General features: G+C 63.8%; 24 protein-coding genes. 9 read left to right on the top strand and 15 right to left on the bottom strand.

From position 1 onward, the window contains the following. The first annotated feature begins 29 nt into the window (after positions 1 to 29). Entirely contained in the window at positions 30 to 1,709 is a 1,680-nt protein-coding gene (ettA, locus tag E0473_RS00450; protein WP_137678920.1) for an energy-dependent translational throttle protein EttA, read from the top strand. 97 nt (positions 1,710 to 1,806) lie between these two features. On the opposite strand, the gene E0473_RS00445 is transcribed toward ettA, so the two are convergent. Then, positions 1,807 to 2,106: a GIY-YIG nuclease family protein gene (locus E0473_RS00445; protein ID WP_137678919.1), complete on the bottom strand. Its 300-nt coding sequence runs from the start codon at positions 2,104 to 2,106 to the stop codon at positions 1,807 to 1,809. A 111-nt stretch (positions 2,107 to 2,217) separates the two neighbouring features. Next, entirely contained in the window at positions 2,218 to 3,537 is a 1,320-nt protein-coding gene (locus tag E0473_RS00440; RefSeq protein WP_137678918.1) for a chloride channel protein, read from the bottom strand. A 220-nt stretch (positions 3,538 to 3,757) separates the two neighbouring features. On the opposite strand from E0473_RS00440, the gene E0473_RS00435 reads away from it, so the two are divergent. Together E0473_RS00435 and E0473_RS00430 are read left to right on the top strand one after the other, a co-directional pair. Beyond that, positions 3,758 to 4,663, top strand: a complete 906-nt coding sequence (locus E0473_RS00435; RefSeq protein WP_137678917.1) for an RcnB family protein — start codon at positions 3,758 to 3,760, stop codon at positions 4,661 to 4,663. A 125-nt stretch (positions 4,664 to 4,788) separates the two neighbouring features. Beyond that, positions 4,789 to 5,469 carry a prolyl hydroxylase family protein gene (locus E0473_RS00430; RefSeq protein WP_137678916.1) on the top strand — a complete coding sequence of 227 codons (681 nt, stop codon included), beginning with the start codon at positions 4,789 to 4,791 and terminating at the stop codon, positions 5,467 to 5,469. Positions 5,470 to 5,475: 6 nt separating this feature from the next. Here E0473_RS00430 and E0473_RS00425 read toward each other — a convergent pair whose 3' ends face one another. Beyond that, positions 5,476 to 7,104 carry a lysine--tRNA ligase gene (locus E0473_RS00425; RefSeq protein ID WP_137678915.1) on the bottom strand — a complete coding sequence of 543 codons (1,629 nt, stop codon included), beginning with the start codon at positions 7,102 to 7,104 and terminating at the stop codon, positions 5,476 to 5,478. A gap of 116 nt (positions 7,105 to 7,220) precedes the next feature. On the opposite strand from E0473_RS00425, the gene E0473_RS00420 reads away from it, so the two are divergent. The 4 genes from E0473_RS00420 (at position 7,221) to E0473_RS00405 (ending at position 13,118) form a co-directional block, all read left to right on the top strand. Further along, on the top strand, positions 7,221 to 8,114 hold the full coding sequence (locus tag E0473_RS00420; protein WP_137678914.1) for a mechanosensitive ion channel family protein: 894 nt from the start codon (positions 7,221 to 7,223) through the stop codon (positions 8,112 to 8,114). 142 nt (positions 8,115 to 8,256) lie between these two features. Then, the gene (locus E0473_RS00415) at positions 8,257 to 9,783 is read left to right on the top strand and encodes a tannase/feruloyl esterase family alpha/beta hydrolase (protein WP_161981457.1); all 1,527 of its coding nucleotides are present in this window, start codon (positions 8,257 to 8,259) and stop codon (positions 9,781 to 9,783) included. 57 nt (positions 9,784 to 9,840) lie between these two features. Continuing rightward, positions 9,841 to 12,588, top strand: a complete 2,748-nt coding sequence (locus tag E0473_RS00410; protein ID WP_137678912.1) for an ATP-dependent DNA helicase — start codon at positions 9,841 to 9,843, stop codon at positions 12,586 to 12,588. Beyond that, a complete protein-coding gene (locus E0473_RS00405) occupies positions 12,576 to 13,118 on the top strand; it encodes a SixA phosphatase family protein (RefSeq protein ID WP_338325082.1) in 543 nt (180 codons plus the stop codon). Before E0473_RS00410 ends, E0473_RS00405 begins: the two co-directional genes overlap by 13 nt. Before the next feature lie 37 nt (positions 13,119 to 13,155). On the opposite strand, the gene E0473_RS00400 is transcribed toward E0473_RS00405, so the two are convergent. The 5 genes from E0473_RS00400 to rpmF form a co-directional block, all read right to left on the bottom strand. Continuing rightward, positions 13,156 to 13,497 (bottom strand): MerR family transcriptional regulator, encoded by a 342-nt coding sequence (locus E0473_RS00400; RefSeq protein WP_241657266.1) that lies wholly within the window; start codon positions 13,495 to 13,497, stop codon positions 13,156 to 13,158. Positions 13,498 to 13,550: 53 nt separating this feature from the next. Then, positions 13,551 to 13,847 (bottom strand): integration host factor subunit alpha, encoded by a 297-nt coding sequence (locus E0473_RS00395; RefSeq protein WP_137679981.1) that lies wholly within the window; start codon positions 13,845 to 13,847, stop codon positions 13,551 to 13,553. Between the two features lie 111 nt (positions 13,848 to 13,958). Further along, positions 13,959 to 14,924, bottom strand: coding sequence for a beta-ketoacyl-ACP synthase III (locus E0473_RS00390; protein ID WP_137678911.1), 966 nt, complete (start codon positions 14,922 to 14,924; stop codon positions 13,959 to 13,961). Then, a complete protein-coding gene (gene plsX / locus E0473_RS00385; protein WP_137678910.1) occupies positions 14,921 to 15,985 on the bottom strand; it encodes a phosphate acyltransferase PlsX in 1,065 nt (354 codons plus the stop codon). Before plsX ends, E0473_RS00390 begins: the two co-directional genes overlap by 4 nt. A gap of 32 nt (positions 15,986 to 16,017) precedes the next feature. Then, positions 16,018 to 16,197: a 50S ribosomal protein L32 gene (gene rpmF, locus E0473_RS00380; RefSeq protein ID WP_137678909.1), complete on the bottom strand. Its 180-nt coding sequence runs from the start codon at positions 16,195 to 16,197 to the stop codon at positions 16,018 to 16,020. Positions 16,198 to 16,388: 191 nt separating this feature from the next. Between rpmF and E0473_RS00375 the strand changes: the two genes are divergently transcribed. Continuing rightward, complete coding sequence (locus E0473_RS00375; RefSeq protein WP_137678908.1) at positions 16,389 to 16,784, top strand: MAPEG family protein; 396 nt, start codon at positions 16,389 to 16,391, stop codon at positions 16,782 to 16,784. Here the strand turns inward: E0473_RS00375 and E0473_RS00370 are convergent. From E0473_RS00370 to E0473_RS15775, 3 genes are read right to left on the bottom strand one after another with little or no spacing between them, the layout of a single operon-like run. Then, complete coding sequence (locus E0473_RS00370; protein ID WP_277751494.1) at positions 16,777 to 17,436, bottom strand: MBL fold metallo-hydrolase; 660 nt, start codon at positions 17,434 to 17,436, stop codon at positions 16,777 to 16,779. The two genes, E0473_RS00375 and E0473_RS00370, sit on opposite strands and share 8 nt — an antisense overlap. A 43-nt stretch (positions 17,437 to 17,479) precedes the next feature. After that, on the bottom strand, positions 17,480 to 18,109 hold the full coding sequence (locus E0473_RS00365) for a LexA family transcriptional regulator (protein WP_338325081.1): 630 nt from the start codon (positions 18,107 to 18,109) through the stop codon (positions 17,480 to 17,482). A 48-nt stretch (positions 18,110 to 18,157) separates the two neighbouring features. Beyond that, positions 18,158 to 18,448 (bottom strand): hypothetical protein, encoded by a 291-nt coding sequence (locus E0473_RS15775; protein WP_161981456.1) that lies wholly within the window; start codon positions 18,446 to 18,448, stop codon positions 18,158 to 18,160. Between E0473_RS15775 and E0473_RS00355 the strand changes: the two genes are divergently transcribed. Beyond that, positions 18,447 to 18,800, top strand: coding sequence for a hypothetical protein (locus E0473_RS00355; RefSeq protein WP_162848930.1), 354 nt, complete (start codon positions 18,447 to 18,449; stop codon positions 18,798 to 18,800). The genes E0473_RS15775 and E0473_RS00355 overlap by 2 nt on opposite strands. A gap of 87 nt (positions 18,801 to 18,887) precedes the next feature. On the opposite strand, the gene E0473_RS00350 is transcribed toward E0473_RS00355, so the two are convergent. The 4 genes from E0473_RS00350 to E0473_RS00335 form a co-directional block, all read right to left on the bottom strand. Further along, positions 18,888 to 20,324, bottom strand: coding sequence for an aldehyde dehydrogenase family protein (locus E0473_RS00350; protein ID WP_137678905.1), 1,437 nt, complete (start codon positions 20,322 to 20,324; stop codon positions 18,888 to 18,890). A 72-nt stretch (positions 20,325 to 20,396) separates the two neighbouring features. Further along, entirely contained in the window at positions 20,397 to 21,335 is a 939-nt protein-coding gene (locus tag E0473_RS00345) for a D-2-hydroxyacid dehydrogenase (RefSeq protein WP_137678904.1), read from the bottom strand. A 36-nt stretch (positions 21,336 to 21,371) separates the two neighbouring features. Continuing rightward, complete coding sequence (cysS, locus tag E0473_RS00340) at positions 21,372 to 22,856, bottom strand: cysteine--tRNA ligase (protein ID WP_137678903.1); 1,485 nt, start codon at positions 22,854 to 22,856, stop codon at positions 21,372 to 21,374. Positions 22,857 to 23,075: 219 nt separating this feature from the next. After that, entirely contained in the window at positions 23,076 to 23,570 is a 495-nt protein-coding gene (locus E0473_RS00335) for a DUF2939 domain-containing protein (RefSeq protein WP_137678902.1), read from the bottom strand. Positions 23,571 to 23,592: the final 22 nt, after the last annotated feature.

Here is a 23,592-nt window from a genome sequence, read left to right as displayed (position 1 = left end):
CCGATCACACCGAGTTTTAAGGACCCCAGATGGCCGCCCAATACGCATTTGTCATGAAGGACATGACCAAGACCTTCCCCGGTGCGCAAAAGCCGGTGCTCTCGAACATCAACCTCCAGTTCTACCAAGGTGCCAAGATCGGCATCGTCGGCCCCAACGGCGCGGGTAAGTCGACCCTGATCAAGATCATGGCCGGCATCGACAAAGACTTCACCGGCGAAGCCTGGCCGGGCGAGAACATCACCGTCGGCTATCTCGAACAGGAGCCCGAGCTGGACGAGAGCAAGACCGTGCTCGAAAACGTCAAGGACGGCGCGCGCGAAGTGGCTGACCTGGTCGAGCGTTTCAACGCCATCTCCGCCGAAATGGGCGACCCCAAGGACGACACCGATTTCGACGCGCTGATGGAAGAAATGGGCGACCTGCAGGCTAAGATCGACGCGGTCGATGGCTGGACGCTCGACAACCAGCTCGAAGTGGCGATGGAAGCGCTGCGCTGCCCGCCGGGCGACTGGCCCGTCACCGATCTTTCGGGCGGTGAGAAGCGCCGCGTGGCGCTGACCCGGCTGCTGATCCAGAAGCCCTCGATCCTGCTGCTCGACGAACCGACCAACCACCTTGACGCTGAATCGGTGAAGTGGCTCGAAAACCACCTCAAGGAATATGCCGGCGCGGTGCTGATGATCACCCACGACCGCTACTTCCTCGATAACGTGGTGGAGTGGATCCTCGAACTCGACCGTGGCTCCTACTATCCCTACGAGGGCAACTACTCGACCTACCTCGAGAAGAAAGCCAAGCGTCTCGAGCAGGAAAGCCGCGAGGAAAGCGGCAAGCAGAAGGCGCTTCAGCGCGAACTCGAATGGATCCGGCAAACTCCGTCAGCCCGCCAGACCAAGAGCAAGGCGCGTATCCGCAAGTTCGAAGAGCTGCAGAACAGCCAGGACAGCCGCGGCATCGGCAAGGCGCAGATCGTCATTCAGGTGCCCGAGCGCCTCGGCGGCAAGGTGATCGAGGTGAACAACATCTCGAAGGCTTATGGCGACAAGCTGTTGTTCGAAGACCTTTCCTTCATGCTGCCGCCGGGCGGAATCGTTGGCGTGATCGGGCCGAACGGCGCGGGTAAATCGACGCTGTTCAAGATCCTCACCGGCAAGGAAGAGCCCGATAGCGGCTCCGTGGACATGGGTTCGACGGTGCGGCTGGGCTATGTCGACCAAAGCCGCGATCATCTCGATCCCAAGCACAACGTGTGGGAGGAGATTTCGGACAGCCTCGACTACATGAAGGTCAACGGTCAGGACGTGAGCACGCGCGCCTATGTCGGCGCGTTCAACTTCAAGGGCGCGGACCAGCAGAAGAACGTCGGCAAGCTGTCGGGCGGTGAACGCAACCGCGTGCACATGGCCAAGATGCTGAAGCAGGGCGGCAACGTGCTGCTGCTCGACGAACCGACCAACGACCTCGACGTGGAGACGCTGGGCGCGCTGGAAGAGGCGATCGAGAACTTCGCCGGCTGCGCGGTGGTCATCAGCCACGACCGCTTCTTCCTTGACCGTCTGGCCACGCACATTCTCGCGTTTGAGGGCAACAGCCATGTCGAGTGGTTCGAGGGCAACTTCGAAGCCTACGAGGAAGACAAGCGCCGCCGTCTGGGCGATGCGGCTGATCGACCGAGCCGGGTGGCGTATAAGAAGCTTACGCGCTGAGTTTGATGAACTGAGCCCGGCCCCGGATCAGGTCCGGGGCGACGGAATGGCGATGTGTATCCCCGCGTCGTCGCCCCGGCCTTGAGCCGGGGCCGGGCTACTCTTCCCCGAACCACACATCCCATAAGTCGCGCCAGTCCGGGTTCTCCTCCTCGATCAGCGCAAACTTCCAGTCGCGCCGCCAGCGCTTGATCCTCTTTTCGCGTACGATGGCCTGTTCGATCTCCTCATGGCACTCAGCATAGACGAGCATGGTCTTGCCGCGCTCGGCCACATGAGCCGAGCCTTCGCCCATCCGGTGCTGCTGCACGCGCCGAATAAGATCAGCCGAAATGCCGACGTACATCCCGCCCCGATAGCGGTTGGCCATGATGTATACCCAGCCGCCCTTTTTCATGTGGCAAAGCTATCGCGAAGTTAGATCGAAAAATAGCCCGATCCCGGCTCAAGGCCGGGATGACGAGGTAAGTTCGGAATTCGGCGCCCCGGCCTTGAGCAGGCGCTGGGCTTACGCCGCCGCCTTCGCCTCATCCTTCGGCAGGAAATCCTTCGCCAGCGCGTGATAAAGCCGCTCCTTGCACACCGTCGATCCGGCCCAGTCGCCGATCAAAGCAGTAGCGAACAGCGGCACAATTGCGCCGCTCATGCCCGTAGTCTCGCTAAGAATAATCACCGTGGTCAAAGGCGCTCGGACCACCCCGGTGAAATATCCCGCCATGCCCATCAGCACGATCAACCCGGCCTGATCGCTTGGAAACAGCACCGTCAGCAGGTGCCCGAAGCCCGAACCCGCCGCCAGCGACGGTGCGAAGATGCCGCCCGGAATGCCGCTCACACTGGTCGCCAGCGCGGCGACGAATTTGGCCGGGCCGAACCACAGGTCGCCCTCCTCACCCGCCAGCAGCGCCTGCGTCGCCTCGTATCCGGTGCCCGACACCTGCCCGGCGGTCAGGAAGCCCAGCACGCCCACGATGATCCCGCAGACCAGCGCCGTCACCAGCGGACGCTGGCCCAGCAGCGAAGTCCAGCGTCCGTCCGGCCCGCGCAGGGCCAGCATCAGGCGCGAAAACAGCCCGCCAAGAATGCCGCCGACCAATCCCGCCAGCGGAGCCGCGATCAGGATCGAGGTAACCGGCAAAGAGCCTTCGATCTCGCCGAAATAGACATAGTTGCCCGCCAGCCCCTGCGCCGTCAGACCGGCAATCATCACCGCGCCCATCACCAACACCGCCACGCGCTGCTCATAAGCTACGGCCAGCTCTTCGATGGCGAAGGCGATCCCCGCCAGCGGCGTGTTGAAAGCCGCCGCCACGCCCGCCGCACCGCCTGCGATCAGCACGCCGGCGCTGACCTTCACGCGCAAGGCGCGGTGCACCGCCACCATCAGCGCCGCGCCCAGTTGCACGGTCGGCCCCTCGCGCCCGACCGAAGCCCCGCCGAACAGCGACATCACGGTCAGCACCATCTTCGCCAGCGCCGCGCGCAGCGACACCAGTTTCAGCGTCTGCTCGCTATCGGGATGGCGGCCCGCTGCGATCACTTGCGGAATGCCCGATCCGCGTGCTTCGGGTGCCAGCTTGCGCGTGAGCAGCGCGATCAGCACGAACATCACCGGCGTCAGCACCAGTGGCAGCCAGCCGTATTCGGCGGTGAGATCGAGAAACAAGTCCTGCGCCCCGTCGCCCACCGTGGCGAAGACCAGCGCCACCAGACCGATCAGCACCGCCGAGACCATTGTGGCAACCCGGCGGGTCCAGTCGTCAACCCGCGCGAGATCATCCGGCACCTTCTTGCCGAGCCAGCGTGCGAGCGGTCCGAATATCTGCATGATTGCGCTCTATGACCTGCACGGGCCGCCGTCCAGTTGCGGGCGAAAAAGACGGCAGGTGTTGCATCCCGACACGCGTTCACCAGGCCACTTTGCCGGCACAAACGTTAAGGTTATCGCGCGGTTCAGTTAACGGACAGGACGAATCGGTAAAACGGCGCTTAAGGAAATAACCTCACCGCGGCACTCGGGCGGAATGGTCCAGACGGGAGTTCACACCATGCTTATCGCCAGACTTCTCAAATCGAGCGGGCTTGCCGCGGTCGCCATTGCGCTCGCCCTGCCGGCGCTGAGCGCGCCCGTGGCGGCGCAGGATCGGCAGTGGGAAAACCGCCCCAACAATCGCGGCACGGCCGCCAACCGCTCGGGCACGAACCGCCGCGAGGCCAATCGCGGCAACCAGGGCAATCGGTCCGCATCGGACTGGCGGCAGGAGCGCACTCAAGCCTCGCAGGCGATGCGCGAGGCCCGCCAGGAGGCGCGCCGTGTCGATCGCAGCGCCGAACGCCAGGCCGCCCGGATCGAAAACCGCAGCGAGAACCGCGCAGCCCGGGTTCAGGAGCGCTCCGAACGCTGGGCCAACCGCGCCGAGCGGCAGGGTGACCGGCCTGTAGGGACCCTGCGCGAGCTGGGCCAAAACGCCCAGCGCTGGCGCGATCGGCAGGACAATCGCTGGCGTGACAACGACCGCCGCGACCGTGATCGCGACCGCTGGCGCAACAATGATCGCCGTGACTATCGCGACCGTGATCGCAATCGCGACTATCGCGACCACAACCGCAACCGCGACTATCGCAGAGACCGCGATTATCGCCGATGGGACCACAACAACTGGCGGCGTGACCGGCGCTACGACTGGAACCGTTATCGCCGGGACAACCGCAGCATCTATCGGCTGGGCCGCTACTACTCACCCTATCGCAACTACAGCTACCGCCGCCTGAGCATAGGCATCCATCTCGATAGCCCGTTCTATTCGAACCGCTACTGGATCAACGACCCGTGGCAGTATCGCCTGCCCCAAGTTTACGGCCCCTATCGCTGGGTGCGTTATTACGACGATGTGTTGCTGGTCGACATGTACAGCGGCGAAGTGGTCGACGTGATCCACGACTTCTTCTGGTGATATGCCCGTTCCATCGCCGGCGCGAGTGACCGGCGATGCGAGCCCCTCATCTTCGGGTGGGGGGCTCGACCGCATGGGCGCAGCGCTTGCCTTCGTAGCGCGACTTGGGGATAGATCCCTGCGTGATGAGTAAGACCAAGAGCCCCTACGCCGAGAACGCCGACCTTCCCGCCCTGCGCCGCATCGGCGCGCAGGTGCGCGAGCGACTGGCGGCCAACCCCGCCGTTTACAAGGTGCCCACCGACAAGGCCGAGCTGTTCGCCGTGGGCGACTTCATGAGCGCAGAGGAATGCACGAAGATGCGGGCGCTGATCGACGCTGTGGCCAAGCCCTCCTACGTGTTCGACGTCGACTATTCGGAAGGCTATCGCACCAGCTATTCGGGCGATGTCGATCCGAACGATCCGTTCATTCGCAAGATCAGCCGCCGGATCGACGACCTGCTCGGGATCGAGCCAGAGTTCGGCGAAACGATCCAGGGCCAGCGCTATATGCCGGGGCAGGAGTTCCAGCCGCATTGCGACTGGTTCCATTACGGCACCAGCTACTGGGACATGGAAATGGCGCGCGGCGGGCAGCGCAGCTTCACCACCATGGTGTTCCTGAACGAGGTCGAGGCTGGCGGCACCACCGACTTTGTGGAGCTGGACATTGCCATTGAGCCCAAGCCGGGCGTGCTGCTGATCTGGAACAACGCCAAGCCCGATGGGCACACCAACCTCGATACTCTGCACGCGGGTCGACCGGTGATCACGGGCTGCAAATACGTGATCACCAAATGGTATCGCACCAAGACTTGGACCTGAGGGGGATCAGGACCGCGACAGCGCCTCGGCGATAAGCTTGCGCGAGTTCTCGACGCCGTAAAGCGCGATGAAGCTGCCCATGCGCGGCCCTTGCGCCGATCCGAGCAGCGTCTCGTAGAGCGCTTTGAACCAGTCGCGCAGATTCTCGAACCCGAACTGTTCCTGCTTGCCAATCTCGTAGACTTGCGTTTGCAGATCCTCGGCGCTGGTCGCCGGATCGACCTCGGCAAGGTAAGCATCGAGCGCGCGCAAGGCCTCGGCCTCGTTCGCGCTCGGCGCACGCCGTGACAGCGTGGGCGCGACAAAATCGCGGTTGTAGGCCAGCGCTGCCTCGACCAGCCGCGCAAGGTCCGGGTGACTCTCGGCGCTGGCGTCTTCGACATAGTTGCCGAGGTACGACCAGACCTGTTCGTCGGTCGCCCCGGCGCCCAGCACGCCGACAAGGTTGAGCAGCAGGCCGAAGGTCACCGGCAGGCTGTCACCCGCGCCATGCGGCGGCTGCACCTGATCGGGGCTTTCCGCGCGCAGCAGGTGCCAGGCCGGATTGCCGAGCTGCTTTTCCACCGGCTGGCCAGGAATGGCGGCGCGGAACTGCCAGTATTCGTCCACCGCCTTGGGGATCACGCCAACGTGGAGCTGCTTGGCGCTCTTGGGGTTGGCGTAGAGATAGTGCCCTAAGCTCTCCTCGCTGCCATAGGTCAGCCATTCATCGATGGTGAGGCCGTTGCCCTTGGACTTCGAAATCTTCTCGCCATTGGCATCGAGGAACAGCTCGTAGATCATACCCTCGGGCTTGCGCCCGCCGAGCACCTGCACGATCTTGCCCGACTGGGTGACAGAGTCGGTCAGATCCTTGCCGCACATTTCATAATCGACGCCCAGCGCATACCAGCGCATCGCCCAGTCGACCTTCCATTGCAATTTGGACTGGCCGCCAAGGATCGACTGTTCGACCACTTCGCCCTCGTCCTCGAAGCGCACGATCCCCGCCTCGGCATCGACTACCTCGATCGGCACCTGCAGCACGATCCCGCTCTTGGCGCTGATCGGCAGTACGGGCGAATAGGTCTGGCGGCGCTCTTCGCGCAGCGTAGGCAGCATGATCGCCTGAATATCGTCGTACTTGCGCAAGACCTGCTTGAGCGCCTCGTCGAAGCCGCCCGAGTTGTAGCGGTCGGACGCGGCGATGAATTCGTAGTCGAACCCGAACTGGTCGAGGAATTCGCGCAGCTTCGCATTGTTGTGATGTGCGAAGCTTTCGTACTTCTCGAAAGGGTCGGGAATGCGGCTGAGCGGCTTGCCGAGGTTTTCCTCCAGCAGCGACCGATTGGGGAGATTGTCGGGCACTTTGCGCAGCCCGTCCATGTCGTCCGAGAACGCAACCAGACGAGTGGGCGCAGGCGTGCCATCTTCGGCAGCGGCGACGATCTCGTAGGCGCGGCGCACCAGCGTGGTGCGCAGCACTTCCTGAAAGGTGCCGATATGCGGCAGGCCCGAGGGGCCGTAGCCGGTCTCGAACAGCACGGGTTCGCCGCCGGGTTTGCCATCACGGAAGCGTTTGGCAAGCCGCTGCGCCTCCTGAAACGGCCAGGCTTTGGACGAACGGGCGGCGGCAATGAGATCGGGGCTGAACATAGGCCTAGGCCCTTTGCGGATTACGGGCGCTTTCGCAAGCGCGAAGGCCATTTCGGAACTCGGCGCTGTTCGCCTCGTTGGGAAAGCGAATTTGCTGTCAGACAGAGGGGCGACAATTGAATTACGTCAAGACGATTACGGATCAGATCGAAGCCATGTGGATGGGATTTATCGCCATCCTCCCCAATCTCGCCCTCTCCCTCGTTGTCCTTTTCCTGACCTGGCTGGTCGCCAAGTTCGCAGTGCGTATCGCTGACCGCATTGTTGGCCACACCCATGTGCGCACCGATCTCAAGCGCCTTACGGCAACTGCGGTTAAACTGTTCATATGGATTTTGGGCCTGCTGATCGCGGCGGCTGTGGCCATTCCCGGCTTCACCCCGGCGGGGATGATCGCCGGCCTTGGCGTGGGCGCGCTCGCCATCGGTTTCGCCTTTCAGGATATCTTCGAGAACTTCCTTGCCGGCGTTCTGATCATGCTGCGCGACAAGATGAACATCGGCGACTGGGTCGATGCGGAAGGTGTGAGCGGGACGGTCGAGAAGATCACCTTGCGCGAAACGCATATCCGCCAGTTCTCGGGTGAACTGACCATCCTGCCCAACTCGATGATCTTCAAGAACGCGGTGAAGATCCACACCGATCAGCCCGTGCGCCGGTATGATCTGATGGTCGGCGTCTCTTATGATTGCAGCCTGCCCGATGCGGAAGCTGCCATCGTGCGTGCGCTCGAATCGGTCGAGAGCATTTCGAAAGAGAAGCCGGTGGACGCTTTCGCCCGTGCCTTCGGCGGCAGCTCGATCGATTTTCTGGTCCGCTGGTGGGTCGATACCGAGCGCGAGAACCACTTCCTCGTTCACCGCGACGTGATCTATGCGATCAAGCGCGAGCTCGACGAAGCCGAGATCGACATTCCCTTCCCCATCGTCACCAACATGTTTCCCGAAACCCTGCGCCTGGAGCAGGAAGACACCGGCAACGAGACGGCCAAACCGGTCGAGGGCAATTGAAAGTGATTTGATCGGCTCGGCCGTCTTGGCCTCGCCCGAAAGCTGTGCCATTCCCCGGCCAAACTCCGCACCAGCTTGCCCGGGCAGGCTGGTGCGAGTGGAAGAGAGCCTCGCCTCGGCGGGGCCGTAGGTGGAGTGGGACGTGAACCGCATCAAAGTACTAGCCGCATCGATCAGCCTTGCCACGCTCGCGCTCACGGCCTGCTCGCAAGCCAGCCCCAAAGCGGAAGCGCCGGGCCTGATCGCCACCAGTGCCGATGCCTGCAACGCTTTCGATGTCTCCACACTCGGCACCGGCGAAGGCAGCGCAAGCTGGGTCGAGACCGAGGAAAGCCTGCCCGCTTACTGCGAAATCAGCGCGACTCTCTCGCCGCTTGATGGCTCGGCCATCGGCGTGGTCTATCGCTTGCCTGCCGAATGGAACGGAAAGCTGCTCGGCCTCGGCGGTGGCGGCTGGGCTGGAAACGTCACCATCGAGGCGGCTGCTGAGGGCCTCGCCAAGAACTTCGCCACCATGCAGACCGATGGCGGCCAACCGGGCACGGATGTCTGGGCCAACAGCTGGGTGGCCGAAAATCCGGTTGCGGCGGAAGACTTCAGCCACCGCGCCGTTCATGAAATGACCGTGGCGGGCAAGCAGGTCGCCGCCAGCCTCTATGGCACCGAACACGAGAGCGCCTATTTCAACGGCTGCTCGACCGGCGGGCGCATGGCGCTGATGGAAGCGCAGCGTTATCCTGAAGATTACGACGCGATCATCGCTGGTGCCCCGGTCTATACCTTGCAGGTGCAGACCAGCGCCGTGTTCCGCAATCAGACCTTCGCGACAGATGATAGCGCCGCCGGGTTCACTCCGGCCGAACTGCAACTGGTGCAGGATTCGGCCCTCGCCGCCTGCGATGGCGACGACGGGCTGGAAGACGGGCTGATCAACGATCCGCGCGCCTGCGCTTTCGATCCGGCGAAGCTGCAATGCACGGGCGAGAAAGATGACAGCTGCCTCTCGGGAACGCAGGTGGCTGCTCTCAAGCAGACCTATTCGGGCCAGCGCGCATCGGACGACAGCTGGTCGATGTTTCCGATGAGCCGCGGCGGCGAAGCAGGCTGGTCGCTGTTCATGGCTACCGATGGCTCCGGCAAGGATCCCACCGGCGGCGGGGGCCTTGGCAACCTGTTCCCGCTGTTCTTCGAGCCCGGCGAAAGGCCTACGCTCGCGAGCTTCGACAACAGCAGCTATCTCGCAGTACGCGCCAGCCCATTTGCCGAGATGTATGAGGCAAAGAGCCCCGATCTGTCGGCCTTCTTCGAACGCGGCGGCAAGCTGATGATGTACCATGGCGAAAGCGATCCCGGCCCCAGCCCTATCGGCTCGACCGACTATGCGCGGCAGGTGGTCGACGCGAATCCGCAGGCGAGCGAGCAGTTCCGCTACTTCCTGCTGCCCGGCGTTGCCCATTGCCGCGGCGGGCCGGGTGCGGATCTTGTCGACTACCTTGGCGCCATGGACGACTGGGCCGGTGGCGCCATCGCGCCCGACCGCCTGATCGGGACGAAGGACGACCGTTCGCTGACCCGACCGCATTGCGCATGGCCCAATGTCGCGCACTACAAGGGCGAAGGCGATCCCAACAATCGGGTGAGCTGGACCTGCGAACCGCGCAAGAGCTGACGAAAAGAAGGCGGCAGGCGTTTTCCTTTCGTTCCATTTGCCTCTAGGGTTTCGCTGATGGCCGAACCCCTCCCCCTTCCCGCGCTGCACGCCAGCCACTCCGGCTGCTGGCAGCGCGGTGCCAGCGGCGACACCGCGCAGATCGGGCGCGGCCAGGCGGTGATGGCGGCAGCCGATACGCCCAACCTCGTGCTCAACGCGCCGCTGGTGGCAACGCGGCTGGGCTACCCCGATCTTTCCGGGCTGGACCTGCTGGAACTGTTCGCCTTCGTCCACCCGGCCCGCTTTTGCGTGCCCACGCCGCGCGGGCTGGCCCATGCGCTGGAGCTGAACGAACCGGCGAGCGATGCCGATGTGCCCGAATTCCTCCAGCGCGCGGCCTCGCACTTGCTCGCCCGCTGCGAAGCGCCCGAATGGCCCGAGCGCGAAGGCGCGTGGAGCGTTCTGCAATCGTTGGCGCGGCTGCGCTGGACCTGGGCGCCGGTGCTCGCCCCGCACGTGGCCAAGCCGGAACGCGCCGAACGCTGGCTGTTCGCTCGCCTGCCCGAATGGGAAGAAGCCGCTGAACGCCCGCAACCGGCGCAGGTTACGCTGGCGGAGGATGCGGTCGAGACCCGACTCGAAGCACTGACCGGAAATCAGGCCGAACGGCGCGAAGGGCAGCGGCTCTATTCGCGCAAGTCCGCGCATGTGTTCGCCCCCCGCCCCGCACGCGGTCAGCCACACCTGCTGTTGGCGCAGGCGGGCACCGGCATCGGCAAGACGCTGGGCTATCTCGCCCCAGCCTCGCTGTGGTCCGAAACAGCGCACGGCACGGTCTGGGTTTCGACCTACACGAAAAATCTTCAGCGCCAGCTGCGCGAGGAGAGCCGCCGCGCCTGGCCCGAACGACGGCCCGATGGCAGCCAGCCGGTGGTGGTGCGAAAGGGCCGCGAGAACTACCTGTGCCTGCTCAATCTCGAAGATGCCTTGCAAGGCGGGTTCTCGGGCCGCCCCGCGATCCTGGCGCAGCTGGTGGCGCGCTGGGCCGCCTATAGCCAGGATGGCGACATGATCGGCGGCGACCTGCCCGGCTGGCTCGGCACGCTGTTCCGCCAGCGCGCGATCCGCTCGCTCACCGACCAGCGTGGCGAGTGCATCTATGCCGGATGCCCGCACTTCCGGAAGTGCTTCATCGAACGCGCCGCGCGGGCCTCGGCGCAGGCCGATCTGGTGATCGCCAACCACGCTTTGGTGATGATCAACGCCGCACGCGGGCGCGATACGGCGCAGCGTCCCACGCGGATCGTGTTCGACGAGGGCCACCACGTGTTCGACGCCGCCGATTCGACCTACTCCGCCGCGCTCAGCGGGATGGAGGCGATCGAGCTGCGGCGCTGGATCATCGGCCCTGAACGCGGCTCCAAAGGCAGGCGGCGCGGGCTGTCCGCAAGGCTCGCCGATGTCGCGAGCTATGACGACGAGGCCGGAGACGCGGTGGAGGCCGCGCGCCACGCCGCCGAAGCCCTCCCCAGCTCAGGCTGGCTTGACCGGCTCGCCGAAAACGCGCCCTCCGGCCCCATCGAAACCCTGCTCGGCGCGATCCGCGCCACGACCTATGCCCGCGACGAAAGCGGCGGACAGGAAGCAGGCTACGGGATCGAGACCGAGGCAGCGCAACTCGATGGGCCACTGGTGGAGCTTGCGCAGGAAGGTGCCGCAGCCCTCGCCGCTATCCGTCAGCCTCTAATAAAGCTCGGCATCCGGCTGGAGGCGCTGCTGGAGGAAGGGCCGGACTGGCTCGACGGACAAGGCCGCGCGCGGATTGAGGGTGCCCGCCATTCGCTGGTATGGCGGATCGACACGCTGGCATCGTGGCAAGCCATGCTCGAACGGCTAGGCGGTCCGACCGACCCGCAGTTCGTCGACTGGCTCGCCGTGGCGCGCGGCGATGCGCGCGAATACGATGTCGGTCTCTACCGCCACTTCCTCGACCCGATGCAGCCCTTCGCGCAAACCGTTCTCGAAGGCGCGCACGGGGTGATGCTGACCAGCGCTACGTTGTGCGACCGCGGTGCCGAAGGGCCGGACTGGGACGAAGCCGTGGCCCGCTCTGGCGCGACCCACCTCGGCCTCGCGCCCGAACAGATCGCCGCCACCAGCCCGTTCGACTATGCATCGCGGGCCGAAATCCTGATCGTCACCGACGTGCCCAAGGGCGATCTTGCCGCACTCGCCGGGGCCTATGCGCGGATCATTGAGACGACGGGCGGCGGCGTGCTCGGCCTGTTCACCGCGATTCGCCGCCTGCGGAGCGTCCACGGCCGCATCGCCGACCGGCTCGCGCGCGCAGGTCTGCCGCTCTATGCCCAGCACGTCGATCCGATCGACACCGGCACGCTGGTCGATATCTTTCGCGACGATCCGCACGCCTCCTTGCTCGGCACCGATGCCCTGCGCGACGGGGTCGATGTGCCCGGGCAATCGCTGCGCTGCGTGGTGATGGAGCAGGTGCCCTGGCCCAAGCCTAGTATCCTGCACCGCGCGCGCCGTGCGGCAGGCGGCGGCAGCGCCTATGACGACCGCGTGATCCGTGCCCGCCTCGCCCAGGCCTTTGGGCGGCTGATCCGCACCCGGGACGACCACGGCCACTTTGTCGTGCTTTCTCCCGCCTTTCCCTCGCGCCTGCTGACAGCCTTTCCGCCAGACGTTCCGGTCACGCGGCTGACACTCGATGATGCTTTACAACGGCTCGGAGAGGGTCTTTTGTCGCCCGATGCAACCTTGCCGCAACCAGCGGCAGAGCAAGGAGAGTGGCCAAGGTGAAGCGGCTGGGCCTGTTCCGCCATGCCAAGTCCGATTGGGACGATATGAGCCTGCGCGATTTCGACCGCGGGTTGAATGCGCGCGGGCAGCGCGGCGCGGCATTGATGGGCCGCCATATCGCCGAATACGGCGCGAAGTGGGACCGGGTGCTGGCGAGCCCCGCCAAGCGCATCAAGCTCACGCTCGAATCGAGCGCGCTGAAAGTGCCGGTCGACTATGTCGATGCCGCCTATCTGGCAGACAGCACCACGCTGATGGCGATGCTCACCGCGATCGCGGGCGATCCCTCAGCGGTCATGCTGGCCGGGCATAATCCGGGCATGCAGGAACTCGCACTGGATCTGGCCGGTGCCACCAACGAGAACGCGCTGTTCGGCGAAGTGCTGGAGAAGTTTCCCACCGCAGGCTTTGCCGTGCTCGATCTCGCCATCGACAAATGGGCCGATTGCGCGCCGAACTGCGGCCGTATCGTGCATTTCGCACGGCCACGCGATCTCGATCCCGAGCTGGGGCCAGTCGGCGTAGGCTGACTGGCCCGTGCTGCGGTGAAGACCAATCGTTGAAGGCTTAGTTGCCGAGACTGCGGGCGAGCTTGGCGCGCACAGCATGCAACCCCTCAAGCAGATCGTCGTCCACTTCAGCCGCCTGCGCCGAACCTCGGTGTTGGGCCGTGGTATCCTCGGCGGCAGGCTGCTTGCCTTCGAGCACGCTGCGCGCACCCTTCAGCGTATAGCCCTCGGCGTTGACGAGTCGGTCGATCTGGCTGACCAGCGCGATATCCTCAGCACGGTAAAGCCTGCGTCCCCCGCTCCGCTTGAGCGGGTTCAGCATCGGGAACTGTTGCTCCCAGTAACGCAGCACATGGGGTTTGAGACCCAGCGCCTCGCAGACTTCACCGATGGTTCTCATGGCACCGGGTGCCTTTCCATCGCTGAAGAAAACTTCTCCGTGCATTTCCGTCATCAGCTCGAAGCGATCCTGTCCTTCAGCTTCTGACTGGCACGGAAGGTCAGAACCCGCCGCGGAGTGATCGGCACTTCGACGCCGGTCTTGGGATTGCGACCGATACGCTCGTTCTTGTCGCGCAGCACGAAGCTGCCGAAGCCGGAGATCTTCACGTTCTCGCCATCGGCCATCGCATCGCACATCTTGGCGAGGATCTCCTCGACCAGCGCGAGGCTCTCAGCCCGCGAAAAGCCCATCTTGTGGTTGATTGTTTCTGCCAGATCGGCCCTGGTGAGGGTGCCGACGGATCGCATATTGACCATGCGCCCATTCCTATCGCTACGTTTGACTACCCCGAGCGCCTCTTGGGGCAAAGATCGGTCGATAGCAAGGAAAAGCGCAGGAAATTTCCCCCGTCTACCGTGTTAAACGCGTAGTAACGATGCGCCCCAGGTAAATCCGCCGCCCATGGCTTCAAGCATAACCAGCTGGCCCGGCTGAATTCGGCCATCACGCCGCGCCACATCGAAGGCCAGTGGCACCGAAGCGGCCGAGGTATTCGCGTGGCGATCGACAGTCACCACCACCTGCTCCATCGACAGGCCGAGCTTGCGCGCGGTGGCATCGAGAATGCGCAGATTGGCCTGATGCGGCACCACCCAATCGAGCGCGTCGGCGCCTAGCTGCGCTTCCGCCAACACCTCTTCGAGCACTTCGGCCAGGTTCTTCACCGCGTGGCGAAACACCTCGCGTCCCTTCATCCTGAGGTGGCCGACCATGGTGCTGGTCGAGGGCCCGCCATCGACATATAACAGATCGTTGTGCGCGCCATCGGCATGGAGGCGGCTGGCGAGAACACCGGGGCCTTCCTCGGCCACATCGCGCGCTTCCAGCACGAACGCGCCGGCGCCATCGCCGAACAGCACGCAGGTCGTGCGGTCTTCCCAATCAAGCACGCGGCTCATGGTTTCCGCGCCGATCACCACGGCCCGGCGCGCCATACCGCTGCGCAGCATCGCATCGGCAGTGCTCATCGCATAGAGGAACCCGGAACAGACCGCCGCGACATCGAAAGCCGGAAAGCCTGCCCCGCCCAGCGCGTGCTGCACCTTGGTGGCCGTGGCCGGAAAGGTCTGATCGGGCGTGCAGGTGGCGAGCACGATAAGGTCGATCCCGTCGATGCCGACTCCCGCGTCTTCCAACGCCGTGCGCGCGGCAGCGGTGGCAAGACTTGCAGTCGTCTCCCCTTCGCCCGCGAGATAGCGTTGCTGGATGCCTGTGCGTTCGCGAATCCATTCGTCGCTGGTGTCGACCTTGTCGGCCAGCTCATCGTTGGGGACGCACCGTGCTGGCAGGGCCGAGCCCGTGCCGATAAGAACCGAGCGGATCATTGCTGCCCCTGCGCTGCCACGTTGCCACTGGCCTTCAATGCGCCATCGTCGAGCGCGGAGAGATCGGCCGCAATGCGCGTGGTCAGGTCATCCTCGAGAAGGCGTGCGGCCACGGCCACGGCATGAGCGACGCCCTGCGCATTGGCGCTGCCGTGCGACTTTACGATAACGCCGTTAAGGCCAAGAAAAACGCCGCCATTGTGATTGTTCGGATCGAGATGATGGCGCAGCAACTCGGTCGCCGGGCGCGAAATCAGGAAGCCGATCTTCGAGCGAATCGACGAGCGGAAGGCTGTCTTTAACAAGTCGGTGACGAACCGGGCCGAGCCCTCGATCGCTTTCAGGGCAATATTGCCCGAGAAACCGTCGGTCACGACCACATCGACATCGCCGCGGTTGATCTTGTCAGCCTCGACATAGCCTTCGAAACGCATGGCCAGCCCGCTTGCATCGCGCAAGAACTGGCTGGCATCCTGCAGCTTGTCGGTGCCCTTGGTGTCTTCGGTGCCGATGTTGAGCAGGCGCACGCGCGGGGCTTCATTGCCGCAGACGATGCGCGAATAGGCCGCGCCCATCACCGCGAATTGCACGAGATTGCGCGCATCGCACTCGGTGTTGGCGCCGAGATCGAGCATGATCACATCGTGCTCTTCGAGCGTCGGCATCAGAGCCGCGAGCGCAGGCCGGTCGATACCGGGCATGGTGCGCAGCGCGAGCTTGCTCATCGCCATCAGCGCGCCGGTGTTGCCGCCGCTGACGGCCGCGCCGCACTTGCCCTCTTTCACGGCCTGAATGGCAAGGCCCATCGAGGTGGTCTTGGCGCGACGCAGTGCGCGGCTGGGCTTTTCATCGCCCGCCACCACATCCTCGCAATGGAGGATTTCGGAAGCTTCGCGCATGTTGGGATGCGCTTCCAAGGCCTTGCTAATGCGGGCTTCATCGCCGACCAGCAAGAACTTGAACTGCTCATGACGGCGACGCGCAAGCGCCGCGCCTGAGATCATCACGCGCACGCCCTCGTCCCCGCCCATCGCATCAATCGCGATACGCGGAAGACTCATGCCGAAAACCCCTGTTTCTCGTGGGTGGCTTTTTACAGACCGACCGAAACGATCTCGCGACCGTTGTAAAAGCCGCAGTGCGGGCAAAGGTTGTGCGGGCGCTTCAGCTCACCGCAGTTGTTGCATTCGTGGAACGCCTCAACCTTCAGCGAATCGTGAGAGCGCCGATTGCCACGGCGATGCGGCGAAACTTTTCTCTTAGGGACAGCCATGGCGGCACCTGTTCCTTAAATCATCAAATAATGTTGCCAGCGCACTAGGCCAAGCGTTCAGCCCACGCAAGCGTGAGAGAAAGAAGGTGCCTGGCAGTGCGGCGAAGGCGCGCGCTATAGCGGTTTCTGGCGATGTTGCAAGCACGGGCTGCGCTGTTTATCGCCTGCCGATACCCGAAGGGAAAAGAAATATGCCCCAACTGCCCATCTCGCTTGCCGCCTTCGCCATCGCCGCGTTCATCAACCTGTGGCTGGCGATCCGCTGCGGCAAGGCAAGAATAGAGGCCAAGGCGATGCACGGCGATGGTGGCCACCCGATGCTGCTCAAGCGGATGCGCGCGCAGGCGAATTTCGTGGAATATACGCCGTTTGCCCTGCTGCTTGTGCTCGGGCTGGAGCTTTCGGACCATTCCGGATGGCCGCTGGCGGCTACCGCAGGCATCTTTTTGCTCGGGCGGGTCAGCCATGGGCTCGGGATGGATGCCGACGTGGCAGGCCCCTTGCGCCAGGCTGGCATGGCAATGACGATGCTGCCGCTACTGGCGCTGGCAATCGTCGCGCTGCTTGCCTCCATAGGGGTTATCTGATCGCTGCGTCGCCTACATAGGGGTTGCTCTTGCGCTCGGCCCCGAAAGTCGAATGTGGCCCGTGGCCGGGCACGAAGGTCACATTGTCGCCCAAGGGCCACAGCTTGCCGGTAATCGCATCCAGCAGGTCCTGATGGTTGCCCATGGGAAAGTCGGTGCGCCCGATCGAGCCTGCGAACAGCACATCGCCAACGAAGGCGAAGCTGGTGTCGCGGTGGAAGAACACCACGTGGCCGGGCGTGTGGCCGGGGCAATGGATCACCTCGAAGGTGATCTCGCCCACGCTGACGGTGTCGCCATCCTTCAGCCAGCGGGTCGGCTCAAACACCTTGGTTTCGATCCCGAAGCGCGGGCCATCCTCGTCGAGCCGCGAGATCCAGAACCGGTCCGCCTCGTGCGGGCCTTCGATGGGCAAATCCAGCTCTTCGGCGAGCATACCCGCCTGCCCGCAGTGATCGGCATGACCATGTGTGATGAGGATTTTTTCCAGAGTCACGCCAGCGCGCGCCACGGCCTCCTTCAATTTGTCGAGATCGCCGCCCGGATCGATCAGGGCACCCTTCATGCTATTGGAGCACCAGACCAGCGAGCAGTTCTGCTCGAACGGGGTGACGGGAACGATGGCGGCGCGCAGCGGGGCTTCTTTGGTCATGCCCCCGATGTGCGATCTTGGCAGGCCATAGGCAAGCCCCGCCCTAAACGCGTCCGCTCTTCCACACCACGCGGCCGATAATCGCGAAGTCTTCCACGTCGACCGAGATCGGGGGATAGGCCAGGTTCTGCGACAGCAGCGAAAACCGGCCCCCGCCCTGGCTGGCCACGCGTTTCACCAGCAACGTATCGTCAAGGCGAACCACATAGACGCCATCGCGAAAGGGCTGCTCGCGCATATCGACCAGCACCTCATCGCCTTCGCGCAGCAGCGGCTCCATCGAATCGCCGATCACACGAATGGCAGAGAGCTTCGCGCCTTCCAGGCCATGCTCGGCCAGCCAGCGGCGACTGAACTGGAATGCATCGAACGGCTGCTCGGCATCGTGGATCGCGCCGGGGCCTGCCGAAGCGTCGATATTAAGTCGCGACACCTCGACCCAGTCTCCCGTGCGTGGGGGCGACGGTTCCGCTGGTGCCCCCAGTTCGGATTCGGCCAGCCCGAGAAACTGGGCGAGCTTGCGCCGATCCTCCTCTTCCAGCTTCCTCGGTGAGCCTTTGGTGATATATTGCTGAAGATAAGTCGGGTTGCGGCCGAGCATACGCGAAAGCGCGGCAAGGCTGGATCCACGCTCACGGGCGGCTTGGGCTAGGCGGGTTCTGGCGTCCATCATCGTTTTCCTGCGACCCCTTCAAAATCCTTCCTACACGAAGTATTTTTCCTAGACAAGCGGCAAATTTTCCGTAAGGTCGCTGTCACCGAATCGCGATCGGGTCATTGCTAGAACAAAACATGAACGAGAAAGGGGAATCAGGCTGTGCTCATTCGCAAGATCGAGATCTTCCTGCGCCGTTATCGCATGGCGCCCACTACCTTCGGCCGCCTCGCCGCGCAGGACCCGCGCTTCGTCCTTGACCTGCGCAACGGACGCCGCCCCCGCGCCGATACTGCGGGGCGTGTGGAACATTTCATGAACACTTATAATTCGACCGCCTTTGGAGCCTTCTGTCATGCATGATGCTGCCGTTTCTCAGCGCCCGGCCCGCAAGCTGCGCACCGGCACTTCGGGCAAGTTGCTTGCCGCGCTGGCAGACCTCGCCCGGCATCAGGCACGGGTGATACATCATCATGAGGCAAGCTGGGCCAGCATCACCTTTGCCGGCACCCGCCACCGCGTCACGCTGGAGTTCCGCGGCGAGGAAGCGATCGAAGCAGGCGAATGCTTCATCGCGTTTCTGCCAGAGCACGAGTTCACCATCCCCGCTCAGCTAGTGGCCGATGCAGCCGTGGTCGAAGTGGATCACTGCCTCGATCCGGCCGTGCTGGCCATTACCTGCGAATTGCTGCTGCTGGAGGAGGGCTGAACCTAAGCCCGCCCCACGGCACAAAGGGGCGGCGCGGATTCGGATACAGCCTCCGTCCGCAGCCGCGCTGCCCCCATTTCATCGCCGTTAGGTCCGCCGGATCACCAGATTGCGGATTTCGGTCATGTCCTCCATCGCAAAGCGAATGCCCTCGCGGCCGAGGCCGGAATCCTTCACCCCGCCATAGGGCATGTTGTCGACGCGGTAGCTGGAGACATCGTTCACCACCACGCCGCCGACTTCGAGGATGTTCCAGGCATCGAGCACTTGCTGGAAATTGTTGGTGAAAATGCCCGCCTGCAACCCATACCGGCTGTCGTTGACCTGATCGAGCGCCTCATAGAAATCGGAGAATTTGGAGAGGTTGGCAAGCGGGCCGAAAGCCTCTTCCTTGCTCGCATCGCAGTCGCGCGGCACATCCTCAAGCAGGGTTGCCTCCAGCATATTGCCGTCCGACAGCCCGCCTCCGCATAGCAGTTTGGCCCCGGCCTTCACTGCATCGTCGATCCAGCCCTTGAGGCGCGAGGCCTCCTTGTCCGAGATCATCGGGCCGATGAAGGTCTCGCGGTCTTTCGGATCGCCCGACACCAGCAAGGCGGTTTTCTCGACCAGCATGGCCTTGAACTTATCGTAGATATCTTCGTGGATGATGATCCGCTGCACCCCGATGCAGCTCTGCCCGCTCTGATAGAACGCACCGAAGATGATCCGTTCGAGCGCGTGATCGAGGTCGGCATCCTTGTCGACCACCACCGCCGCATTGCCGCCCAGTTCGAGCACGACCGGCTTCTTGCCCGCCTTGGCCTTTAGCGCCCAGCCAACCTCGGGCGAGCCGGTGAAGGAGAGGAACTTCAGCCGCTCGTCAGTGGTGAACAGGTCGGCCCCGTCACGGCTGGCGGGCAGGATCGAGAAGGCGCCCTCGGGCAGAACGTCGCATTCGGCCAGCACTTCGCCCATGATGATCGCGCCCAGCGGCGTCATCGAAGCGGGCTTCATCACGAAGGGGCAGCCCACCGCGATGGCGGGAGCGATCTTGTGCGCGGCTAGGTTCAGCGGGAAGTTGAACGGGCTGATGAACGAGCACGGCCCGATCGGCACCCGCTTCCACATGCCCATATAGCCCTTGGCCCGCGCCGAAATGTCGAGCGGCTGGACTTCGCCATAGTTACGGGTGGATTCCTCTGCCGCGATCTTGAAGGTGTCGATCAGCCGGGTAACCTCACCTTCGGCATCCTTGATCGGCTTGCCTGCCTCCACGCACAGCGAATAGGCCAGCTCGTCGAACCGCTCGCGAAAGCGGCTCACGCAGTGTTCGAGCACGCCCTGCTTCTCGAAGCTTGCGAGCTTAGCCATCGCGGGCGCTGCCTTCGCCGCCCCGGCAATCGCCTGCTCGATGATATCGGGCGTCGCCAGCGCGGTGCGGAAGGCCACCTCGCCGGTGAACTTGTCGGTCACTTCCAGGTCGGTGTTAGGCTGCGCGGCCTTGTTGTTAAGGTAAAGCGGATAGGTATCTTTGAGCTGCATTCGGTCATCCCCGCGTCGGACTGGCTCCCCGGCCACCTGCCGGGCTACGCTATGCCAACGCAGGGAAGGCGGCTAGTATCCGAGCGCGAGATCGACCTCCGCCGTCAGGGCCGCGCCGTCCTTCCAGGCCTGGCAATTGGCGAGAAAGCGCCGTGCGGTCTCCTCGCGCATCTGGGGGGTGGGGAGCCCTGCCATGTGCATGGTGATGCGGATGTTCGGGCATTCCCAAAGATAATGATCGGGGTCAATCGGCTCAGGATCGGTCAGATCGAGGATCGCCCCGCCCAGCCGCCCGCCATGCAGCGCATCGGCCAGCGCGCGCTGATCGACGATATCGGCGCGGGCATAGTTCACCAGCACCGCCTCGGGCTTCATGGCGGCAAGTTCGGCCTTGCCGATCATCCCCGCGGTCTCCGGCGTGCCCGGCATGGAGAGGACCACATAGTCGAAATCGCCCAGCCGCGCGCGCCACTCACCCGGCCCTAGCGCACCATCGCGAGCAGAACGCCGCATGGGCGTCACCTCGACCCCGAAGGCGGTCAGCAAGCGCCCGATGGTGCTGCCGATCTCGCCATAGCCCATGATCAGCGCGCGGCTGCCTTTCAGCTCGCGCATGGAGCTTGGCCATTTCGCCCATTCCTTGCGATCGTGCGCGCGGATTAGGTCGGCATAGCCGCGCGCCTCGGCCAGCATCGTCATCACCGCGAACTCGGCCACGGCATTCGCGTTGATCCCTGCCCCGTTGGTGAGCCGCACACCGCGCTCGGCCAGAAGGTCCAGCGGCATCCAGTCGACCCCGGCAAACTGGCTGTTGAGCCACTTCAGCTTGTCGGCCCGTTCAAGCGCTGCCAGCGCATCGGTCTTGTCGAACATGTCGAACCAGCCGATCTCGGCCTGGGGCGCGAGCGCCTTCAGTTCCTCGCCGTTCTCCCAGAAGTGCGCTTCGACCCAGTCGGGAAGGCCCGGCTCGATCATTTCGCGGTAAACGCCCGGAAGAACTGCGATTGTCATTTTTTATCCTCTCTTATCGTTATCGCGCGTGACGCTTCAGAGCCTCCACTCCCACGCCAGCGGATCGCCGTCCATCACCTCCACGCCCTGCGCAGCAAGCTCGTCGCGCAGCGCATCGGATGTGGCAAAGTCCTTCTCCGCCCGCGCGGTCTTACGGCGGGCGAGCAGCTCATCGATATCGGCGGCGGTAATCGTGGCCAGCTTTGGCCTGATCCGTAGATCGGCGCGTGTAACGGTGAGCAGATCCAGCCCCAGCACGGCGTCCATCGCCGCGATTACCTGCGCTTTGTGGGCGGGATCGAGCTTCTTCTGAGCCAGCACCTCTTCAAGCACGGTGAGCGCCTGCGGGGTATTGAGATCGTCCTCCACCGCGCTTTCGAATCGGCCGAGGAACGGTATGAAGGTTCCGCCCACTTCGCCGCGCGCTTCGGCGAAGGTCCAGCCGTCTTCGGGGGTTTCCGGCAGTTCGTCGAGCTTCGCCTTAAGCGCCTCGACCGCGATCAGCATCCGCTTCAGACGGGTGAGCGCCGCTTCCAGTCCTTCCCATGAAAACTCCAGCTCGCTGCGGTAATGCGCCTGCAGGCACATCATCCGGTAGGCGAGCGGGTGGAAGCCTTTGTCGATCAGCAATTGCAGCCGCAGGAACTCGCCCGAGGACTTGCTCATCTTGCCGCTGCGCTCGACGAGGAAATTGTTGTGCATCCACACCCGCGCACCGCTGTTGGCGGTCTCGGTGAGCGAACCGCAGCCGCAAAAGGCCTGATTTTGCGCGATCTCGTTGGGGTGGTGAATTTCGCGGTGGTCGATGCCGCCGGTGTGAATGTCGAACGGGAAGCCGAGCAGCTTGCCGCTCATCACCGAACATTCGAGATGCCAGCCCGGCGCGCCCCGGCCCCACGGCGAATCCCACTCCATTTGCCGGGTTTCTCCGAGAGGGGTCTTGCGCCAGATCGCGAAGTCGGCGGCGTTGCGCTTGCCTTCCACCGCCTCGATCCGACCCTCGCCTTCTTCGGTGACGGCGCGGGCAAGGCGCCCGTAGTCGGCCACGGTCGAGACATCGAAATAGAGTCCGCTGTCCAGCTCATAGCAGTGCTCGGCGGCGATGCTTTTCGCGAAGGCGAGCATGTCGTCGATATAGTCGGTCGCCACCGACCAGTGCGCGGGTGCGCGGATGTTGAGCGCCTTCACGTCGGCCCAGTAAGCCTCGGTATAGTGCTTGGCGATATCCCAGATCGACTGCGCGCGCTGCGCCGCCATCTTCTCCATTTTGTCCTCGCCCGCATCGGCATCGTCGGTGAGGTGGCCCACATCGGTGATGTTAATCACGTGGGTCAGCTTCAGCCCGCGTGCGCTCAGCGTTCGGCCCAGAATGTCGGCGAAGACATAGGCGCGCATGTTGCCGATATGCGGGTAGTTATAGACTGTCGGGCCGCAGGTGTAGACCCGCGCCTCACCCTCATGAACGGGAGAAAACGGCTCAAGCTGCCGCGTGAGCGAATTGAACAGGACCAGCTGCGTCATATGCCGCGCCTGATGCGCGAAGCGGGGCGAGTAATCAATGGCTGGCTTGCCAAGGGCTGCCCCTCAGATTTCTTCACCTTGGTTGGGAGCCTTTTCACGCGATCAGGCGTTGAACCGATGCGACCCTGAGAGCTGACTGCAAATTAGCCGGCTTCTCGCCTTAGCCCCGCTGCTTTCGGGCGGCGGGGCTCTTTCGCTTTAAGCCCATCGCCAGACAACTTATTGCGATACCTCCATCGCAACCACCTGCCAGCGCAGCCCGCGCCGTTCGAACAACAGTACAGGGCCAGCGCTGCCATCGTCATAGGTGCTCACGCCGCGAAAATGCGACAGGTCTTCGCGCTTGACGCTCCAACTCAGTTCCCGGTTGCGCAGGTCGCGCGGCAGCAGCGTGGTTGCCACAGCGCCGGTGGTGATGATCGTCACCATGCCCTCCGGCGTGATCAGCGCATCCACCGCCGCATCGCCCACCGAACCGAGGATCGCCCCGCCAATGCCGTCGATCAGGCCATCGCCGGTCGGGGCGATCGAAGCATCGAGCTGCGCCCGGGTGTTCTCGCGCAGCGCGGGAAAGTCGATGGACGCTTCCAGCTCGGCTGTGTTGCGCGCTTCGGCGGCCTCGGCAAGGTCCTTCATCGCCAGCCAGGGCGAGAGATAGAACCAGCCGCCAAAGGCTAGCACCACCAGAAGAATGAACAGAACAAGCTTACGCATCGAGGGTGTGCCTTTCGCGAAA

This window comes from Aurantiacibacter suaedae (assembly GCF_005434915.1).
Lineage (GTDB): Bacteria > Pseudomonadota > Alphaproteobacteria > Sphingomonadales > Sphingomonadaceae > Alteraurantiacibacter > Alteraurantiacibacter suaedae.
This window is presented reverse-complemented; position numbering and strand designations above follow the sequence as displayed.

Coding starts and splice junctions, on each gene's coding strand:
- ettA (WP_137678920.1), top strand. CDS start 30: ATGGCCGCCCAATACGCATTTGTCATGAAGGACATGACCAAGACCTTC.
- E0473_RS00445 (WP_137678919.1), bottom strand. CDS start 2,106: ATGAAAAAGGGCGGCTGGGTATACATCATGGCCAACCGCTATCGGGGC.
- E0473_RS00440 (WP_137678918.1), bottom strand. CDS start 3,537: ATGCAGATATTCGGACCGCTCGCACGCTGGCTCGGCAAGAAGGTGCCG.
- E0473_RS00435 (WP_137678917.1), top strand. CDS start 3,758: ATGCTTATCGCCAGACTTCTCAAATCGAGCGGGCTTGCCGCGGTCGCC.
- E0473_RS00430 (WP_137678916.1), top strand. CDS start 4,789: ATGAGTAAGACCAAGAGCCCCTACGCCGAGAACGCCGACCTTCCCGCC.
- E0473_RS00425 (WP_137678915.1), bottom strand. CDS start 7,104: ATGTTCAGCCCCGATCTCATTGCCGCCGCCCGTTCGTCCAAAGCCTGG.
- E0473_RS00410 (WP_137678912.1), top strand. CDS start 9,841: ATGGCCGAACCCCTCCCCCTTCCCGCGCTGCACGCCAGCCACTCCGGC.
- E0473_RS00400 (WP_241657266.1), bottom strand. CDS start 13,497: ATGAGAACCATCGGTGAAGTCTGCGAGGCGCTGGGTCTCAAACCCCAT.
- E0473_RS00395 (WP_137679981.1), bottom strand. CDS start 13,847: ATGCGATCCGTCGGCACCCTCACCAGGGCCGATCTGGCAGAAACAATC.
- E0473_RS00390 (WP_137678911.1), bottom strand. CDS start 14,924: ATGATCCGCTCGGTTCTTATCGGCACGGGCTCGGCCCTGCCAGCACGG.
- plsX (WP_137678910.1), bottom strand. CDS start 15,985: ATGAGTCTTCCGCGTATCGCGATTGATGCGATGGGCGGGGACGAGGGC.
- rpmF (WP_137678909.1), bottom strand. CDS start 16,197: ATGGCTGTCCCTAAGAGAAAAGTTTCGCCGCATCGCCGTGGCAATCGG.
- E0473_RS00375 (WP_137678908.1), top strand. CDS start 16,389: ATGCCCCAACTGCCCATCTCGCTTGCCGCCTTCGCCATCGCCGCGTTC.
- E0473_RS00370 (WP_277751494.1), bottom strand. CDS start 17,436: ATGACCAAAGAAGCCCCGCTGCGCGCCGCCATCGTTCCCGTCACCCCG.
- E0473_RS00365 (WP_338325081.1), bottom strand. CDS start 18,109: ATGATGGACGCCAGAACCCGCCTAGCCCAAGCCGCCCGTGAGCGTGGA.
- E0473_RS00355 (WP_162848930.1), top strand. CDS start 18,447: ATGCATGATGCTGCCGTTTCTCAGCGCCCGGCCCGCAAGCTGCGCACC.
- E0473_RS15775 (WP_161981456.1), bottom strand. CDS start 18,448: ATGACAGAAGGCTCCAAAGGCGGTCGAATTATAAGTGTTCATGAAATG.
- E0473_RS00350 (WP_137678905.1), bottom strand. CDS start 20,324: ATGCAGCTCAAAGATACCTATCCGCTTTACCTTAACAACAAGGCCGCG.
- E0473_RS00345 (WP_137678904.1), bottom strand. CDS start 21,335: ATGACAATCGCAGTTCTTCCGGGCGTTTACCGCGAAATGATCGAGCCG.
- cysS (WP_137678903.1), bottom strand. CDS start 22,856: ATGACGCAGCTGGTCCTGTTCAATTCGCTCACGCGGCAGCTTGAGCCG.
- E0473_RS00335 (WP_137678902.1), bottom strand. CDS start 23,570: ATGCGTAAGCTTGTTCTGTTCATTCTTCTGGTGGTGCTAGCCTTTGGC.